The 15,127-nt window shown below is 64.3% G+C and carries 14 protein-coding genes; 5 read left to right on the forward strand and 9 right to left on the reverse strand.

Going from position 1 to position 15,127, the window contains the following annotated elements:
* Positions 1 to 40: 40 nt before the first annotated feature.
* The 3 genes from ACNJX9_RS32625 to fliI all read right to left on the reverse strand — a co-directional run bounded on the left by ACNJX9_RS32625 (position 41) and on the right by fliI (position 2,689).
* The gene (locus ACNJX9_RS32625) at positions 41 to 586 is read right to left on the reverse strand and encodes a sigma-70 family RNA polymerase sigma factor (RefSeq protein ID WP_057747975.1); all 546 of its coding nucleotides are present in this window, start codon (positions 584 to 586) and stop codon (positions 41 to 43) included.
* A 224-nt stretch (positions 587 to 810) separates the two neighbouring features.
* Positions 811 to 1,230 carry a flagellar export protein FliJ gene (fliJ, locus tag ACNJX9_RS32630; protein ID WP_057747978.1) on the reverse strand — a complete coding sequence of 140 codons (420 nt, stop codon included), beginning with the start codon at positions 1,228 to 1,230 and terminating at the stop codon, positions 811 to 813.
* A 133-nt stretch (positions 1,231 to 1,363) separates the two neighbouring features.
* Positions 1,364 to 2,689 (reverse strand): flagellar protein export ATPase FliI, encoded by a 1,326-nt coding sequence (gene fliI / locus ACNJX9_RS32635; RefSeq protein WP_271598607.1) that lies wholly within the window; start codon positions 2,687 to 2,689, stop codon positions 1,364 to 1,366.
* 460 nt (positions 2,690 to 3,149) lie between these two features.
* On the opposite strand from fliI, the gene ctrA reads away from it, so the two are divergent.
* A complete protein-coding gene (ctrA, locus tag ACNJX9_RS32640; RefSeq protein ID WP_008138878.1) occupies positions 3,150 to 3,851 on the forward strand; it encodes a response regulator transcription factor CtrA in 702 nt (233 codons plus the stop codon).
* An 80-nt stretch (positions 3,852 to 3,931) separates the two neighbouring features.
* Here the strand turns inward: ctrA and ACNJX9_RS32645 are convergent, their stop codons facing one another.
* The 4 genes from ACNJX9_RS32645 to ACNJX9_RS32660 all read right to left on the reverse strand — a co-directional run bounded on the left by ACNJX9_RS32645 (position 3,932) and on the right by ACNJX9_RS32660 (position 10,386).
* On the reverse strand, positions 3,932 to 5,542 hold the full coding sequence (locus ACNJX9_RS32645; protein WP_439410162.1) for a S53 family peptidase: 1,611 nt from the start codon (positions 5,540 to 5,542) through the stop codon (positions 3,932 to 3,934).
* 22 nt (positions 5,543 to 5,564) lie between these two features.
* Positions 5,565 to 6,737 carry a hypothetical protein gene (locus ACNJX9_RS32650; RefSeq protein ID WP_439406121.1) on the reverse strand — a complete coding sequence of 391 codons (1,173 nt, stop codon included), beginning with the start codon at positions 6,735 to 6,737 and terminating at the stop codon, positions 5,565 to 5,567.
* Positions 6,738 to 6,923: 186 nt separating this feature from the next.
* On the reverse strand, positions 6,924 to 8,507 hold the full coding sequence (locus tag ACNJX9_RS32655) for a hypothetical protein (RefSeq protein WP_439406122.1): 1,584 nt from the start codon (positions 8,505 to 8,507) through the stop codon (positions 6,924 to 6,926).
* A gap of 61 nt (positions 8,508 to 8,568) precedes the next feature.
* Entirely contained in the window at positions 8,569 to 10,386 is a 1,818-nt protein-coding gene (locus ACNJX9_RS32660; protein WP_439406123.1) for a CHAT domain-containing tetratricopeptide repeat protein, read from the reverse strand.
* 275 nt (positions 10,387 to 10,661) lie between these two features.
* Here ACNJX9_RS32660 and ACNJX9_RS32665 point away from each other — a divergent pair, with 275 nt between their 5' ends.
* The 4 genes from ACNJX9_RS32665 to ACNJX9_RS32680 all read left to right on the forward strand — a co-directional run bounded on the left by ACNJX9_RS32665 (position 10,662) and on the right by ACNJX9_RS32680 (position 12,968).
* Positions 10,662 to 11,066, forward strand: coding sequence for a DUF350 domain-containing protein (locus ACNJX9_RS32665; RefSeq protein ID WP_057747996.1), 405 nt, complete (start codon positions 10,662 to 10,664; stop codon positions 11,064 to 11,066).
* Between the two features lie 17 nt (positions 11,067 to 11,083).
* A complete protein-coding gene (locus tag ACNJX9_RS32670) occupies positions 11,084 to 11,485 on the forward strand; it encodes a hypothetical protein (protein ID WP_439406124.1) in 402 nt (133 codons plus the stop codon).
* A gap of 79 nt (positions 11,486 to 11,564) precedes the next feature.
* Positions 11,565 to 11,804: a hypothetical protein gene (locus ACNJX9_RS32675; RefSeq protein ID WP_057748002.1), complete on the forward strand. Its 240-nt coding sequence runs from the start codon at positions 11,565 to 11,567 to the stop codon at positions 11,802 to 11,804.
* A gap of 3 nt (positions 11,805 to 11,807) precedes the next feature.
* Complete coding sequence (locus ACNJX9_RS32680; RefSeq protein WP_439406126.1) at positions 11,808 to 12,968, forward strand: glutathionylspermidine synthase family protein; 1,161 nt, start codon at positions 11,808 to 11,810, stop codon at positions 12,966 to 12,968.
* Between the two features lie 66 nt (positions 12,969 to 13,034).
* On the opposite strand, the gene ACNJX9_RS32685 is transcribed toward ACNJX9_RS32680, so the two are convergent.
* Together ACNJX9_RS32685 and ACNJX9_RS32690 are read right to left on the reverse strand one after the other, a co-directional pair.
* A complete protein-coding gene (locus ACNJX9_RS32685; RefSeq protein WP_439406127.1) occupies positions 13,035 to 13,907 on the reverse strand; it encodes a CheR family methyltransferase in 873 nt (290 codons plus the stop codon).
* On the reverse strand, positions 13,904 to 15,103 hold the full coding sequence (locus ACNJX9_RS32690) for a protein-glutamate methylesterase/protein-glutamine glutaminase (protein WP_439406129.1): 1,200 nt from the start codon (positions 15,101 to 15,103) through the stop codon (positions 13,904 to 13,906). Before ACNJX9_RS32690 ends, ACNJX9_RS32685 begins: the two co-directional genes overlap by 4 nt.
* Positions 15,104 to 15,127 lie beyond the last annotated feature (24 nt).

The raw sequence follows: 15,127 nt of genomic DNA on the forward strand, positions 1-15,127 counted from the left end.
CTGCCGTTGCCGCTCTGGTTCGTGGCGCTCTCATCATCCTTTAAAGTCCGAGGCATTCCCGGATATCCAGCATGCTGCGCCGCAGCCACGTCTTCACGGTGTTGACGGGCGCTGCGAATTTCTCCGCCAATTGCTCGCGGCTCCAACCGTTGTAATAGGCGAGAAGCACCAGCCGCTGACGGTCCGGCTCGAGCCGGCCAATACATTCCAGGAGCCGCTTCAGCTCCTCGGACATCTCCCGGCGCGCCAGGGGATCGGGACTTTCGGCGGCGACCTCCATCGCCTGCGGTTCCTCCTCGATCGAGGCTTCGGTCTTCTTGCGCACGATGTCGATGGCGCGGTTGCGCGCGATCGAGGCCATCCACGTAATCGGCGAGGACAGTTGCGAATTGAACTGGCCGGCACTGTTCCAGATCTTGACGTAGGTCTCCTGAATGACCTCCTCTGCGAGATCCTGTCGGCGCAAGATACGGAGCACGACGCCATAGAGTTTCGCGCGCGTGGCGGCGTAGAGGCGCTCGAACGCGGCAGAATCGCGCCTCGCCACCGCCTCAATCAGCCCGACCAGCTCTGCTGGCGTCAGCATTCAGCCCCCCAACGCGCGGTCCCCGTCGCGTCTCTCTTCACCTCTCCCCGACGGGGAGAGGTGGGCACCGCCGTCGCTGGCGCAGCCTTTATCGCCACCACCATAGCGCGCGGCCAAGCCCGTCACCAAGAGGCGGCGCGCCACGCTGTGGACAGGACACGCAAAAACCCGGACCTTGCGGGTCCGGGTTCGGAAATTCTCGGTCTTGGGGCGCGGACCGCCGCTTACGCGACGGCGCCGATCCGGGAACGCATCAGGCCGATGCTATCGAGATCGGCCTGCTCACGGGCGTTTTCCTCGGCGCGCTCGCGGGCCTGGTCACGCTCGTCCAGCAGCTCGACCTTCTTCAGCTCTTCAAAGGCCTCGCCGAGCGCGGCCTTGGCGTCCTCGAGCTGGCCCTTCAGCTCGTCGGCCGAGCGGGTCAGGTTCTCGCGACGCTGGATGGCGGCCTTGGCATAGGTCGGATAGGCGAAATGCGCGGGATCGTTGATCCCGGCGCGGTCCTGCTCGGTCTGGATCTCGCGATCGAGATCGGTCGACATCCGCTGAAAGTCGGCGATCATGGACTCGATCTGGGCGACCCGGCGGCGCTTCTCGTCGACCTGAAACTTCTTCAGGCGGATGAGGGTATCACGTGACTTCATCGACTCGTACTCCCCAGAAGTCCCTTGGCTGCAAGACATACACACATCGGGACTGCACCGGTCTCCCCATTGGCCCTGTCAGGGCCAAGACCGGCTCTGCTACTCTGTGGGAACGGATGATGACGGGACAAAGTTAGCGTTCCGTTTCCAAATTACCGAGGATTTGCGCCAACTGGCGGTAGCCGTCGGCCAGCGAGGCATTTTCGTCCTTGCGCTGGCGCAGGAAGGCCTCCAGCGGCTCGTGCAGGCGGATCGCCTCGTCGACCTCGGGGCTGGAGCCCGCCCGGTAGGCGCCAAGCCGGATCAGCTCTTCCATGTCGGCGTAGGTCGCCATCACCGCCCGCGCCTTCTGGATCACAGGCCAGAACTGCGGGTCGGCCGATTTCGGCATGGTGCGGGAGACCGATTTGAGGATGTTGATGGCGGGGTAGCGGCCACGCTCGGCGATCGAGCGTTGCATCACGATGTGGCCGTCGAGGATGCCGCGGACGGCGTCCGCGATCGGCTCGTTGTGGTCGTCGCCGTCGACCAGCACCGTGAAGATCGCGGTGATGGCGCCCTCCCCGAGGCCCGGACCGGCGCGCTCGAGCAGCTTCGGCAACTCGGTGAAGACGGTCGGCGTGTAGCCCTTGGCGGTCGGCGGCTCGCCGGCGGACAGGCCGATCTCGCGCTGGGCCATGGCAAAGCGCGTCACGGAGTCCATCAGGCAGAGCACGTCCTGGCCCTCGTCGCGAAAATATTCGGAGACGGCGAGCGTCAGATACGCGGCCTGCCGCCGCATCAGCGCCGGCTCGTCGGAGGTTGCGACCACCACGACGGAGCGCGCGAGGCCCTCCTCGCCGAGGTCGTCCTGCAGGAATTCCTGCACCTCGCGGCCGCGTTCGCCGATCAGCCCGATGACGCTGATTGCGGCATCGACATTGCGCGCGAGCATCGACAGCAGCACCGACTTGCCGACGCCGGAGCCGGCGAAGATGCCCATGCGCTGGCCGCGGCAGCAGGTGAGAAAGGTGTTCATGGCGCGGACGCCGAGATCGAGCGGCGCGCCGACGCGCCTGCGCGAATGCGCCGGCGGCGGCGAGTTGCGGTACGGCATCGGGGAGGCGCCCTGTGGCAGCGGCCCCTTGCCGTCGATCGGCTCGCCCAGCGCGTTGACGACGCGGCCGAGCCAGGCCGGCGACGGACGCACCAGATTGGCGGCGTTGGCGATGACGGCCTTGCAGCCGCGACGCACGCCGTCGAGGCCGGCGAACGGCATCACCACCGCATTGCTGCCGGAGAAGCCGATCACCTCACAAGGGATGGAACGGTTGGCGCCAGTCTCGATCACGAGGCGCGCGCCGACCGACATCGCGTGAATGGGTCCGGCCACCTCGACCATCAGCCCGCGAACCCCAACCACGCGGCCATAGATATTGATGCCGTCGATATCGCCGATCTGTTCGGCAAGAGCCTTCATAGAGCAGCTTTCATGGAGCAGCCTTCATCAAGAGCGCGCCTTGGTGAGAGCCTTCATCAGGGTGGCTCGCCTTCGATATCCGGGCCCTCACGGGGAAACCCTTAAATTTCGCCATATTTCTGAACGGCGCTTAACTTGGTGTTTACCCGCATCATTAATCATTGCGTCACTGTCTTTGTGACTGAGCGTGGCTCCCCTTCAGAAGAAGGCTGAGTCGCGGGAGTCGGTTAGACCCGTCTCTTAAAGTGGAACTTGAACGGAGCCGGATAACGAAAGCTGCTTCTCGCGCAAGACCTTAGGGCGATTCGACAAAAATTGCACCGGGGGGACTTGCGTTCCAGAATCAGGATTTGTTAACCATCTGTTGTCAGGATCCGAATCAGTTGTTCAAAGGCGTTTTGTTGAGTGCCGCGAATGCGGCCGACCTGACGCCCAGGAGCGGCGACTATGGGGAACTGGCATGCGCGTTTTGCTGATTGAAGATGACAGCGCCGTCGCGCAGTCGATCGAGCTGATGCTGAAGTCTGAGAGCTTCAATGTCTACACGACCGATTTGGGGGAAGAAGGCGTCGATCTCGGTAAATTATACGATTACGACATTATCCTTCTCGACCTTAACCTGCCCGACATGTCCGGTTACGACGTGCTCAAGCAGCTTCGGGTCTCCAAGATCAAGACACCGATCCTGATCCTCTCCGGCCTCGCCGGCATCGAGGACAAGGTCAAGGGTCTCGGCGTCGGCGCCGACGACTACATGACCAAACCCTTCCACAAGGACGAGCTGGTTGCCCGCATCCACGCGATCGTGCGCCGCTCCAAGGGGCACGCCCAGTCGGTCATCCAGACCGGCGACCTCGTCGTCAACCTCGACACCAAGACGGTCGAAGTCGGCGGCCAGCGCGTGCACCTGACCGGCAAGGAGTACCAGATGCTGGAGCTGCTCTCGCTCCGCAAGGGTACCACCCTCACCAAGGAAATGTTCCTCAACCACCTCTATGGCGGCATGGACGAGCCCGAGCTGAAGATCATCGACGTCTTCATCTGCAAGCTCCGCAAGAAGCTCGCCAACGCGTCCGAGGGCCGCAACTTCATCGAGACCGTGTGGGGCCGCGGCTACGTGCTGCGCGAGCCGCACGAGCACGAAGAGCGCATCCCCGCCTGATCCGTTTTATGTCGCGAGCCCTGAGGGCTCGCTCCTTCCAGCCTGGACCCCGCCGCATCGGCGGGGTTTTCGTTTCTGGACTAGACTACGGCAACCGGAGCGGCGGTCAGAGCAGCGATGAGCTCAGCGGCCTTCGGCACGCCCAGTCCGGTGCAGGCGTTCCAGCCGCGTCCGGCATCGTAGCCGGTGCCGTCGACACGGTTGTTGCCCTGCTCTATCGGCTTGAACAGTGTCGCATTGGCATAGAGCGCGGAATTGACGAAGCCGAGCGGAGTGCCGCGTCCGGCATTGGCAATCGCGATCAGCCCCGCCCAGAGCGGCGCGACCGCGCTGGTGCCGTCCTTGATCACCACGGCGCCATTGAGCACGACCTTGTAGCCCGGGTTGCCCGCCGCGGCGGCGGCGACGTCCGGAACGCCACGGCGCAGCGCACCGTCATTGACCGACGGCGGCAGTGCGAGGCCGGCTTGATAGGCCGGCACCGGGAAGACGTCGCTGATCCCGCCGCCGGTACCGCTGCTGCCGTCGCTCCAGACCACCTCACCGGCCGCAGCTCCCCCGCCGTCCGCAGGCTGTGTGCCACCGCAACCCAATGCGTACGGGCTCGAAGCGGGAAACCAGACATGCGCCTTGCCGTCATTCAGTCCGCCAGTCGCGAGTTGGTCGCCGGCAGCGAACAGCACCGTGACGTTCAATCGCTTGGCGTCCGCCAGCACTGCCTGCATCGCGTCGCGCGCCGAAGGGCTCCAGAACAGCTCCGCGCTGCCCCAGCTGACCGACAGCACCTGGGGTCGGTTGACATGATCGAAGATCGCCTGGCTTATCGCACCAACCAGGTTCCGGATATTGTTGCCGGCGAAGTAGACGACGACGCGCGCTTTCGGCAGCAAGCCTGCGATGATCTGAAGATCGAGCGCGATCTCCTCGTCCGCGACTGCATCGTGGCCGAACTGATTGCTGCCGGTCTGAGGTGCAGCCGCGCCGCCAGGCACGGCCGGCGCGATGGTAACGGCCTGATCGATCACCACAGGCGCCTCCCGTCCCATCGCCGTCAGCGCCTGGTCGAGATCGGTTTTGAGATAGCCGCCGCCAAGTGCGATGATGCCGACGCAGATTTTCGAGACGTCGCGGTCGAGTGGAATTCCGTACTGTGCGGCGACCTCCGTCGGCCAGAGCCCGGCACCGCCCCCAACGCCGGCCAGCGCGCGCAGGCGCGGCACCGGCCTGAACAGCGGCCGGTCCTCGAAGCCGAGGATTGCCCGCGTCCAAGGAGCGATTTCCTTTGGCACGAGCAACGGACCCACCCGCGTGCGGAAACGGCACCGGCCGTCATCATAGATGCGCAATGTGGCGCCGAGAATGTCGGTCAGCAGCCGCGCGGTCGCCTGCAGCGTGACGATGCGCTGTAACAGGTCGATATCGAGCACAGTGACGTGAAACTGCGCCGCCAGCTTCTTGATGCGAGCGGCGGCGCGGCCGTGGGTCCGGCGACGTTGCGCCGCGAGAGCCTGTCGCGTGATCGGTTTCGACAGCCGGGCAAGGTCCCCGGCGCTGCCCGGCTGGAATGTGTCGGGCGTGCGCCGCTTGAGATAGACCGTCAGCACGATACGTTCGTCGGGATCGACCTCGCCAACATGGATCGCGTCCGGCGGAGGGGCGCGATAGCTGCCGGCGAGCTCGACCCTTTGCATGGCCACCGCACCGCCCGGTCGATCATTTGCCCTTGCAGTTGCGATTGAGCTTCGGCGGGTTCTGGGTGTCGTCGAGCGCGCAGAACGGAACCGACCAGACGAAGTCCGCCGAGGTCGCGATCTGCGACAGGCCGCTCATGCCCTGGAAGATCGGCGGCTGGCTGGAGAAGCTCCAGTACCAGCTCGGCTGGATCGGTCCGAGCGGGGCGCCATTGTCGTCAAATCCGGCGCCGCTGGTCGGCGCACCCTTGCTGTCCCAGGCGGCGCGGCCATGACAAGTGATGCAGGAGGATTGATCGACGAAACCGTCCTCGGTCACCGAATTGCCGAGGCGAACGTCGAGCCCTGTGGCATCGGTGAAATCGGTCTGCGATCCCTTCAGACAATAATTGGCAAATGCCGGATCCCAATCGGCGGATGCGATCATCGCCGACAGCGCCGGCGTCTTCGCGCAATCGGGGTAACCTTGGCCCGGCTGCTGATTGGGCGCTACCGGGCTGGTCTGCGCGCCGAACGAGTCCCGGCAGCCGATGATGTCGCAGCGCCCGGGATTGAACTTGTGCTCGAAGGTGGCCCAGGTCCAGTTCGGCACTGCCTTGGAGATGATGTGCATGGACACGAAGGCATATTGCTTGCCGTCCGCGCCGGTGTTGACGTGGTACAATTTTGGCACATCGCCGATCGCGACCTTGCCGTTGGTGAAGGACGGAATGTCCGTCACCAGCTGCCAGTTCGCCTTCACCTCCATCGCGCCGACCGGGAACGTGATGGTCTTGCCGAACGCGGCGCGGAGGCCGGATATCTTGTACAGGTTGTTCTGGACGATGAAATCGAACGAGTCCTTGTTGCGACGGGATTCCTCCAGCACACCCTTGCCGGGCGGAATCGCCGGAAGCAGCTTGCCGGCCCGCTGCAGGGCGAAGCGGCCGAGCTCCGGCACCGCCGGTTCATGCAGCTGGAGCGGCACCGCCGTCGTCGGGAATTGCGGGTTCACCTTGAACGTATCGCTGTCGCTGGCCCAGGTCTCGAACAGCGCATTGTTGCCGCCGGCGCGCGTATTGACCTGGATGAAGAACTGCCAGGCGAGCTGATCCGGCGCATCCATCGCCGGATTGGGCACCGATTGTGCCGCAACGGGAATGGTACCAAGCAGAAGCCAACAGCAACCGAGCGCGATCTTGACGGATGACCTCATCGTCGTTCTCCTCGAAGATTTCAGGGGCGATGCCTGAGAAATGACCGGAGATGCCGCTGCGGCGGCCTTGCCGTGCGGCAATACCATAGGTTGCAATTCACCTTACCGTCGATTCCAGATTTTCGTGTGAACGTGTTCACAGTCCGCAGCGATATTTGCGACGGAATTTTGCGATGAACCGCTCGGTTAGACGCTCGCGAGCACAGGACTTGCCATAACAGGCCTCCTGACCGGAACGCGCGAGGCAGCCTCGCGCAGCCAGGCCATGAAGGCGTAGCCGATGGTGAAGCCGAAGCCGAAGGTCGGCAGCACGAAAGACCAGACGAAGGTCCAGCCGGAGACGTTGTCGACGACCTCCATCACCGGCATCGGGCTGACCCGGTGGATCGCAAGCAGCACCCACAGCAGCACCGTCATGCCGCCGCCGAACACGAGTCCATCGCGCATCCGCCGCGTCTTGCGCGACCGCTTGCCCCAGGTCGAATCCTGCACCAGCAGCGCCGCCATCGCGGCGATCCCCCAGGGGAAGATCAGGACCGGCAGCTCGTGCAGGACGACGTCGAGATAGGGCCTTTGCGGAAACTGGTAGAAGTCGAACGCGGCCTGGACAGGGAAAAGGATCAGCGCGCCCCAGAGGCCGACCGTCAGAATGAAGCCGACGGGCAGCCGGCCGAAGATGGTCTCGTTCGCGAAGGCGTATTGCCGCTTGAAATAATACACCAGCCAGAAATTCACGATGAGATAGAGCGGCGTCATCAGCAGCGTCCGCATCATGCCGACATCCTGGTCTCCGGGCATGTGCACGATCTTGCCCGACCCGAGCAGCCAGGCCAGGCACCAGACGAAGCCGAAGCCCGCCGCAACCGCGACGAATTTCGCGATGCCAGGCGGAGCCGGCTCCAGCGTGAAGCCGATCGCGCCAAGCCGCTGGCGGCTGCGGGCAAACGTCCATTCGCCGGCGAGCGCTGCGCGCGCGGCGAACAGCAGCAGATTGTTGAGCAGCGCATCCATGTCCTTGCGCAGATCCTCGAGCATGCATCCGGCCGCGGTCTGGGCGGCGAGCTGAAGCTGGCTGACCACGGTGTGGCGGGTCGAGAGCTTGTCGAGCGCCTGCCAGTCGTCAGGCTCGACATGGCTGTCCTCCATGATCGCACCGTAGATCTCGGTGCTGCTCTTGAGCACGCGGACGGTGCGGAAGCAGAGCGCGTCGTAGACCGCGAGCAGCTCCGCATAGAGATCGGAGTTGCGCTCCATGAAGCCCTCATGCTCGCAGGCCCAGCGCTCCAGGTGAAGCATCAGCGCGGAAATCTTGAGGAAGCGCGACTGGATCGCGGTCGATTGCGTGGCGCGGAAATCGTCGATCTGGTAGCCGACCCTGGACAGCTTGCGCTGCAGGCTCGGCATGTCATCCGGACCGACCTGGAAGGGAGCAGCGGCCAGCGCCTCGCGCAGCGCGAGCGCGGCGACAGGAATGCCGGCCAGTTCCTGGCAGAATTTGCGCCACGCCTTCGGCGCCACCGGAATGAGCCAGACGAACATCAAGAGCCAGACCGATGCGAGCGGCGACAATTTATCGGGCAGAACGGCGTAGATCACCAGGAACGGCGTGATGAAGACGGCGAGGCCGAACAGGAACAGCGGCCGCGTGGTGAAGGAGCGCGTGCCTTTCATCGTATGGAAGCGGAACCAGTAGAACAGCACGACCAGAACCGGTCCACCGAAGGACTCGAAGATCGCATTCAAGGGATCGACGACATGAGCGATCTGCACGATGAACTCCTATTGCTAGGGTTCGCTGTTGAAAGGCGCGCCGGACTACACTCGCGAGAAATCACGCAGCCTGGGCGACCATCCTGGCCTTCTGGACCAGGAGATCGATATTGTCGGGGGCCAGCGCAATCGCGCTGTCCATATCGTTCTGGGCCTTGACCACGTCCTTGATCAGGGCATAGGCATTGGCGCGCGACACCAGATATTTCGGCTCGTTCTCGTTGGCCGCGATCGCCGTGCCGAACGCCTTGATCGCCTCCTCGACATAGCCGCGCTTGTCGTCGGTGCCGGCGGCGGTCATGCTGACGACGCCTTTGATCCAGTAAAACTCCGGGTTCTTCGGCTTCAGCTTGATCGCTTCGGTGATGTCGCTCAGTGCATTCTCGTAGAGACCGACCGTCACGTTGAAATTGGCTCTTCGCACGAAATATTCCGGCTTCGTAGGGTCGAGCTTGAGCATGTAGGCGAAGCTCGCCGCGGCCTTCGAGATCTGCTTCTGCTTGTGCTGGAGCGTGCCGAGATCGAAATAGACCTTTGCGAGTTGGACCGAGAGCTCGGCATCGTCGGCCAGGAGACCGTGAAGCTCCTGTCCGCGCCGGGTCAGGTCCTCCAGCGCCTCGATCGTCGTCGGGGCAATCAGCAGCGCCTCCATGAACTCATCGCGGCGCTGCTGCAGCATCTCCTTCGAGGGCCGCGCCGCCTCTGGCGGGGCCGCCTGCGGCTGCGGTGCTTCGACGTCGAAGATGCGGCCGTCGGGCGAGCGCATGTACAGGACCGGAATGCCCCACTCGACGCGGGACTTCTCCTGGATGAATTTGCGCGCGAGCGTCACCGCATCGTCGATCGGACGGTTGCGCGCAAGCGCGGCGTAAAACCCCTCCGACATCGAGATCGCGGCATTGTCGGTGATCGGAAACTGCATCGCCACCACGGCGGGCAGCCATCCCGTCTTCATCAAGCCGATCGCCGGATTGCCGAAGCGGTCGCCGACATTGATCCTGGCGCTCTCGCAGCAATTGAGCACGATCAGGCGCAGGCTACGTCGTGCTCCCGTCAGCATCATCGCAAGGTCGGAGGCGAATTTCTTCACCGGCTTGCCGTCCTCGTCGACCATGACGACGAAGCCGGATGCCCCCGCGCCGGGCAAGGCTTCCTCGACCCCGCCATGCCCGATGAAGTGGAAGATATGCCACTCGCCTTCCAGCAGCTTCTTCATCAGGTCTTTGCCGGTCCCGCCGGGGACCCACTGGAAATCCACCTTGCCTGCGTGCTGGAGCGCATCGATGCCCTTGTTGATGCGGTCGCGCTCCTTGACGACGTTGAGCTTCGGCCATTCGCTGGTCGAGGGATCGGCGATCATGCCGAGAATGCGCAACGGTCCCTTGACGCCCATTCGGCCGACGCCGCCGGCGGTCTCGAGATAGCGCACGATGGGGCGCGTCAGGCCGACGAAGCGGGGCATGTCGTCTTCGTCGTAGAGATATTCCCAGGGCAGGCCGGCGAGGTCAGCGGCCTCGATGCGCAGCTTGATCCTCAGATCCTGCGCCGCGCCCTTGCTGCGCTCATAGATCCGCTGGATCGACGGCACGTCGATGAAGATGCTGCGAAACACGCCGCGACCAAAATCCTGCAGCACCTGCTCGCCGCGCGTGGTCGGGCCCTGGCTTTTCTTGTCGTCGATCTCGAGGACGGCGTTTTCAAGTTCGCCGCGCAGCTTGGCCAGTTCGCCGGGCGCGGAGAACCAGAACTTCACCTGGCTCTTCGGCGCCTCGCCGGCCGGCGACCTGACGACACGGCCGTAATATTGCTGAGGGCCGCCACCCACGGGCAGATCGGAGCCGATCTCGAGCTCGAAATCTTCGTATTCGGCAACGGGCATTTTGAGCCTCACTCAACAAGATTCTTGATCTGAACGAAGCATCCCTCGAATGAGCGCGGCCGATCAAAACTGACGGGCGGCGGCAGAACAATGACTCAGACTATCACACACAACCTCGAGACGCATTTGTGAAGCATGTCTCATGCGGCCCGAATTTTTGTGCGATGCCCGGGCGCAAGCGGTGCCGGTTCTTTCTGGGGATCGAACCTGCTCGCCCGGTGCCGCGACTAAGCGATCGTGCCAGAATTCCCGGCGCAACCGTCGGACCTCTCCCCATGATCCTGCAATCGCTCGCCGGCCTGCCCGCCTTCCTGGTCTATTTCTGCACCGGGCTGATCGCGATAGTGGCATATCTGTTCGTCTACACGCGGATCACGCCGCACAACGAGTTCCAGCTGATCCGGGACAACGACCCTGCCGCGGCGATCGCGCTCGGGCTCAGCCTGCTCGGCTTCGTGGCACCGCTGTTCAGCGCGATCGCCCATTCGGCCAACGTGCTGGACTGCATGGTCTGGGCTTTCATCGCGCTGATCGTGCAGGTCGCCGTGTTCTACATCGTCAAGATCCCGGTACCCGACCTGTCGGGGCGGATCGCCGCCGGCGAACTGGCTCCCGCCATCTGGCTCGGGTTGTCCTCGCTCGCCGCGGGCCTCCTCAACGCCGCCTGCATGATTTACTGACATGGTAGCGAACTGACATGGCCAACAAACCTCCCAGCCAGGAGTTCGGTAAGCGCCGTCCGCGCCTGCCAGCGGACTTGCCGCTACCGCCGCGGGAGCCGGTCAAGCGCTCGGGCCATGTCGCGCTGCTGGTGATGGGGACGATCGCGGTCGGCAGCACCGCCTTCACGCTGATGCCGCGGGGAAACTGCGATCCTACGCCTCCCGGGGCGTCGGTCGCCGGGACGACAGCGCAGACCAACACCAATTGCAGCAGCAGTTCTTCGGGCAGCGGCTCGCACTGGTCGTCGCGGTCGGGCTTCTACAGCAGCGACTCCTCCGGTCATTCTTCGTCGGGAGGCTCGTCCGATGCAGGCTCCGGCGGCGTCACGCGCGGCGGCTTCGGCTCGTTCGCGCATGCCTTTTCGGGCGGTAGCTGACACGCGCGGTTTTGAATTCAACGCCGAGCGCGGCCTGCTTTAAGTAACCACTGCTCTAAATCGCGCGGGAGGACACATCATGAAACGCTCGCGAAGGGTCATGCTCACGCTGATGGGAAGCGCGGCGGCCGGCGCCGTCTCGATGGGATTTGTGAACCGCGAGCGGCCCTGCGGCTCCGGCCTCGAAGCCGTTCCCGGCATCGGCGGCAAGCCCTATTGCCGGCCGAGCTATGGCGGCTTCGGCGGCACGCTGCATCGCATGCAGGGCGGCCATCCCGGCCACGGTCATGGCGGCGGTCATGGTCACGGCGGCGGCTGACACATGCAACGCATCCTTTGTCCCGAGCGCGACGACTGGCAACAGACTGCCGAACAATGCGGTTTCACCTTCCACACCATCGATGGCGAGCGCTATTGGGACGAGCGCGCCTACTATGCCTTCACGCTCGCCGAGATCGAGCGCGACATCGAGACGCCCACCGGCGAGATCGATGCGATGTGCCTCGAGCTTGCCGGCCGCGTGATCGGCGACGAGCGCCATTTGCGCCGGCTCAAGATTCCGGAAGCATTTTGGGACCTCATCGCCGAGAGCTGGGAGCGCGACGACCGCAGCCTGTATGGCCGGCTCGACCTGAAATTCGACGGCGCCGGTCCCGCAAAGCTGCTCGAATACAATGCTGATACGCCGACCTCGATCTTCGAGGCCGCGGTGTTTCAATGGACCTGGCTCGAGCAGGCGATCGAGCGGCGCATCATCCCCGCGCGCGCCGACCAGTTCAACTCGATCCACGAGCGGCTGATCGCGGCGTGGAAGGACATCGCCTCGAACAAGCATCTGCACCTCACCGGCACCACCGCCAACGAGGAAGACGCCGGCACGCTCGCTTATCTCGAAGACACGGCGCGCCAGGCGGGCCTCTCCACGACGCTGCTCGACATTGAAGATATCGGCTGGCGCGACGAGGCAGGCGGTTTCGTCGACCTCGATAACCGCGACATGGAGCTGGTCTTCAAGCTCTATCCCTGGGAGTGGATGTTCCACGACGCCTTCGGGGCGAAGCTCAAGGGCGCGCCGACGCGCTGGATCGAACCGCCATGGAAGGCGCTGCTTTCCAACAAGGGCATTCTGCCCCTGCTCTGGGAGATGTTTCCAAACCATCCCAATCTGTTGCCGGCCTATTTCGAGGACGATCCGCGCGCCGCCGAGCTCGGCAGCTCCTATGTCCGCAAGCCGCTGCTGTCGCGCGAAGGCGCCAATGTCACGCTGGTGTCCGGCGGAATGTCACTCGACGAGCACGAAGGTCCCTACGGCGCCGAAGGCTTTATCCGGCAGGCGCTGGCGCCGCTGCCGAATTTTTCCGGCGTCTATCCGGTGATCGGAAGCTGGCTGGTGAACCACGAGCCGTGCGGACTTTCGATCCGCGAGGACGAGAGCCCGATCACGGGCAACAGCTCGCGGTTTCTGCCGCATGCGATTTTGTGAGAAACCCGAATGGTTATGGATGCCGGGCTCCGCGCTTGCGCGCGGCCCCGGAATGACGAGGAGAGTTCACCGCGCCGCGGCGATCTTCAGCGGCTGCGGCATCAAGCCGCCCATCGGACGACCAGACCGCGCCGGGTTGAGCTGGTAGAGCCCACGACGATCGGACACGGGACGGAATGCATCGGTGATGCCGACGACGGATTCGGCGGCACCCAGCAGCAGCGTGCCGTCGGCTTCCAGACCCTTCGCCATGCGCTCGAAAATCATGGCCTTGGTGTCCTGATCGAAATAGATCAGCACGTTGCGGCAGAAGATCACGTCGAACGTGCCGAGATGGGAGAAGTCCTGCAACAGGTTGAGCTGGCGGAATTGCACCATGGCGCGGACATCGGCATTGAGCTGCCAGACGTCGCTCGCTTGCGTGAAGTATTTCATCAGCAGCTGGATCGGCAGGCCGCGCTGCACCTCGAACTGGCTGTAGACGCCGGCCTTGCACTTCTCCAGCACTTCCTGCGAGAGGTCGGTCGCGACAATCTCGATGCGCCAGCCTGCGAGTGCCGCGCCCATCTCCTTCAGGCACATCGCGATCGAATACGGCTCCTGTCCCGTCGACGAGGCCGCCGACCAGATGCGCAGCGACTTGCGCGCGGCGCGGGCCTGGATCAGGCCGGGCACGATGCTGTCGCGTAAGTGATCGAACGGAATCTTGTCGCGGAAGAAGAACGTCTCGTTGGTGGTCATGGCCTCGACCACATCGGTGGCAAGGCGGCCGTCGCCGTTCCTGATCTTGACAACGAGATCGGGAATGCCGGCAAGGCCGGCCTTGCGGGCCAGCGGCAGCAAGCGGCTCTCGACCAGATATTGCTTGTCGGGCGAGAGATCGAGACCAGAGCGTTCTTTCAGGAATTTGCGCAGATAGTCGTAGTCCGCCGGCGTCACGTGCGGTCTCCCGCGAACAGGCGGTTGACCTTGGCGCCGATCTGGTTGAGCGGCAGGATCGCCGCGCAGATGCCGGCATGGGCGGCCGCACCGGGCATGCCCCAGACGACGCTGGAGGCTTCATCCTGCGCGATCACGCTGCCGCCGGCCGCGACGATGTCCTTGCCGCCGCGCATGCCGTCCGAGCCCATGCCGGTCAGGATCACGGAGAGAATGTTGCCGTGCCAGACATCGATGGCGGAGGTGAAGAGCGGATCGACCGCAGGCTTGCAGAAATTGACGGCGGGACCGTCGTCGAGCGCGATGGCGGCGTCCGCGCCATTGCGCACGACGCGCATGTGCTTGCCGCCGGGCGCGAGATAAATGCGACCCGGCTTCACCGGCTCGCCATCGACCGCCTCGGCCGCCGGCTTGCGGCTCGAACGCGCCAGGTGTTCGGCGAGAATGGTGGTGAAGGTCGGCGGCATGTGCTGGGTGATCAGCACCGGGAAGCGATCAATCACCGGGCCGAGCTCGGTGACGAGCGCCATCAGCGCCTGCGGGCCCCCGGTCGAGGAGCCGATCAGCAGCACCTTTGGTGCCTGGGTCGAGAACGGACGTGTGGAGAGCGACCCCGAAGGGGCGGGCGCGGCCGGAGCCGGTGCGGGCGGGGCAGGCCGCGCAACAAACGGTGTCCGCGCGGCCGGCACAGCAGGGCTCGCGGGCGCGAGCGGCGGGCTCGATACGGCCGGCTTCCGGCGCAGCCGCGCGCCGAGATGGCGGATCTTCTGGATCAGATCGTGATGGAAGATATCGGCGGCCGATGTCTCGCGCGTCGATTCCGGCTTGGGAATGTAGTCGGCCGCACCGAGCGACAGCGCCTTGAAGCTGATCTCCGCATTGCGGCGGGTCAGCGTCGAAGCCATGATGATGACGAGATCGCGCTTCTTCGCCAGCAGTTGCGGCAGCGCCGAGATGCCGTCGAGCTCGGGCATTTCGATATCGAGCACGGCGACGTCAGGATTGATGCGTTCGAGCTGGTTGACCGCCTCGAGCCCGGTGCGTAGCGACGCCGCGACCTCCATGTCGTGCTCGGCTCCGATCCAGCGCGAGATCAGACCGCGTATGACGACGGAGTCATCGACGATCATCACCCGCAGCGGCCCGGCCTCACGCGACGGGCTCATGATCGATTTTCCTGCGAACGCCACACTCATCACTCACCAACTCGGACTGAAACG

Source organism: Bradyrhizobium sp. BLXBL-03 (assembly GCF_051853015.1).
Lineage (GTDB): Bacteria > Pseudomonadota > Alphaproteobacteria > Rhizobiales > Xanthobacteraceae > Bradyrhizobium > Bradyrhizobium manausense.

Coding starts and splice junctions, on each gene's coding strand:
- ACNJX9_RS32650 (WP_439406121.1), bottom strand. CDS start 6,737: ATGAGGTCATCCGTCAAGATCGCGCTCGGTTGCTGTTGGCTTCTGCTT.
- ACNJX9_RS32680 (WP_439406126.1), top strand. CDS start 11,808: ATGCAACGCATCCTTTGTCCCGAGCGCGACGACTGGCAACAGACTGCC.
- ACNJX9_RS32675 (WP_057748002.1), top strand. CDS start 11,565: ATGAAACGCTCGCGAAGGGTCATGCTCACGCTGATGGGAAGCGCGGCG.
- ACNJX9_RS32625 (WP_057747975.1), bottom strand. CDS start 586: ATGCTGACGCCAGCAGAGCTGGTCGGGCTGATTGAGGCGGTGGCGAGG.
- ACNJX9_RS32665 (WP_057747996.1), top strand. CDS start 10,662: ATGATCCTGCAATCGCTCGCCGGCCTGCCCGCCTTCCTGGTCTATTTC.
- ACNJX9_RS32690 (WP_439406129.1), bottom strand. CDS start 15,103: ATGAGTGTGGCGTTCGCAGGAAAATCGATCATGAGCCCGTCGCGTGAG.
- fliI (WP_271598607.1), bottom strand. CDS start 2,689: ATGAAGGCTCTTGCCGAACAGATCGGCGATATCGACGGCATCAATATC.
- ACNJX9_RS32645 (WP_439410162.1), bottom strand. CDS start 5,542: ATGCAAAGGGTCGAGCTCGCCGGCAGCTATCGCGCCCCTCCGCCGGAC.
- fliJ (WP_057747978.1), bottom strand. CDS start 1,230: ATGAAGTCACGTGATACCCTCATCCGCCTGAAGAAGTTTCAGGTCGAC.
- ACNJX9_RS32670 (WP_439406124.1), top strand. CDS start 11,084: ATGGCCAACAAACCTCCCAGCCAGGAGTTCGGTAAGCGCCGTCCGCGC.
- ctrA (WP_008138878.1), top strand. CDS start 3,150: ATGCGCGTTTTGCTGATTGAAGATGACAGCGCCGTCGCGCAGTCGATC.
- ACNJX9_RS32660 (WP_439406123.1), bottom strand. CDS start 10,386: ATGCCCGTTGCCGAATACGAAGATTTCGAGCTCGAGATCGGCTCCGAT.